The following is a 1,986-nucleotide window of genomic DNA, read 5'->3' as shown; positions in this document are numbered from 1 at the left end:
CGGACAATCTCTTCCGTAATATCAGTCTTATCAGCTAATATAGCAATTTCCTGCAGAAAACGCTCTTCGCTGATACTTGCTTCTAAAGAAACTAAATACTCTTGAATTTTATTTCTAATATGTTCACGATAGGCCTCTACAGCACCAGCTTTATTAATATCAATATTAGAAATAATAGTTTCTAGTGTGATGATACGGTCCACTAAATCTTGATGAATATGTTCACCTTCCACAGCTCGCATGGCAATCAAAGCATCTAATGCAGAACTTGTAGATTCTTTAACTATATCAGATAGTACTTCTTCTGCAATAGGAGTATCTTGTTGTTGAATCCAATCATTAGAAATTGAATTTACAGCTTGTAATGGCACCTTTTTAGGGTCATCATAAAATTCTTCTTGAACAAGTAACTCTTGAATTTGTTTTCTTAATACACTATTTATAGTAAAAGTTTTAGGTCTCTCTCCAGCATCTTGAATAGAAACCGATACCTCTACCTTACCTCGATTTATACGATCTTGTACCATCCCACGAATGATACTTTCAAAAGGATTCATTTGTTTTGGACTACGTATAAATAAATCCAAGAAACGTGCATTGACGGACTTAATTTCTACCGTACAGGTAATGCCATCTTTGGTTGCTGTACCAGAACCAAAACCGGTCATACTTTTCATAAGATATCCTCCTTAGTAGTTTTTATTATTGTACCACGAATTACACAATCCGTGTTTAAATACTAAGAATTATATGTACACTATGGTATACTAAACTATACTTCTAAATAAATTTGAAAGGAGTACTATGAATTTAGACGGTCTTACTATGTCTGTACTCGCTAAAGAGATAAATGAGCGATTACAAACTGGTCAAATACAAAAATTATATCAAATAGATAAAACTACATTATTATTTAAAATTCGAGCCCTTAATGAAGATCAAAACTTGATCATCACCGTAGGTGCTACACCAGCTATGTATCTTAGCAAGCCACTACAAGATTTACCAAAAGAACCTAGCTCTCTTTGTATGTTCTTACGTAAACATATAGAAGGTAGCCGTATTGTAAAAGTTGAACAAATCAATGGGGACCGTATCATGTGCATCCAAACGGATAAACTTGAAATGGATGGTTCTATTACAAGTACACTCATTTATGTTGAATTAATGGGCAAATATTCTAATTGTATCTTTGTGCAAGATGGAGTCATCTTAGAATCTTTAATTCACGTTTCTCCACTAATGAACCGAGAGCGTTCTATTAGCCCTAAACTTCAATACGAATTACCACCTAATGCTAATCGCGTTAGTCTAATGGACTTTGATTATAATGAAATTAGAAACCTACTAGTCTCCTTTGGTAATGGCAGTGTTCTACAGTCTATTCGAGCTATTTTTAACGGCTTTGGTAAACCTTTACTTGATGAGGTTTTATATAACGCTAATTTAAATGGTGACGAAATTATAACCGATTTAGAGGCACCACAAATCGATAAATTAGCAAATGCATTGTACGATTTAAAAATGATGCTTCAAAAGGGCAACGGATTACTCGCCTTAATAAATGATAACCACAAAAAAGCATATTCCACCTTTATCTTACACAATTATAATGTTGTGAAAACATACGAAACTATTTCTGAAGCTTTAGAGGAATCAATTCACAGTACAAAAGCTATCCACACAGCAGACAAAGAATTAGAAAAGATTTTAACGGCGGCAATCAAAAAAGAAGAAGGTCGTCACCAAAAAATCAAAGAGGAATTAGAAGACACCAATAAAATGGACACCTATAAATTATATGGTGATCTATTAATGATTAATGCACACCTTCAAGTGCAATACAAACCTTCCATTGAATTACAAAATCTTCTGTCTGATGAAGGTGAAATGTTAACAATACCATTAAGGCCAAATTTAACGATTGTAGAAAATGCACAATGGTATTACAAGCTTTACACTAAACTGAAGAACCGTATGGTTAGC

General features: G+C 33.6%; 2 protein-coding genes. One reads left to right on the top strand and one right to left on the bottom strand.

Annotated elements, in window-relative coordinates; translation table 11 throughout:
- Positions 1-677 (bottom strand): YicC family protein (locus Q0F90_RS09040; RefSeq protein ID WP_296004932.1); only part of this gene is annotated, 677 nt, incomplete at its 3' end.
- Between the two features lie 127 nt (positions 678-804).
- On the opposite strand from Q0F90_RS09040, the gene Q0F90_RS09035 reads away from it, so the two are divergent.
- The coding region (locus Q0F90_RS09035; protein ID WP_296004930.1) for an NFACT family protein at positions 805-1,986 on the top strand (1,182 nt) is incomplete at its 3' end.

This window comes from uncultured Veillonella sp., from assembly GCF_934190855.1.
In the GTDB taxonomy this organism is placed as follows: Bacteria; Bacillota; Negativicutes; order Veillonellales; family Veillonellaceae; genus Veillonella.
This window is presented reverse-complemented; position numbering and strand designations above follow the sequence as displayed.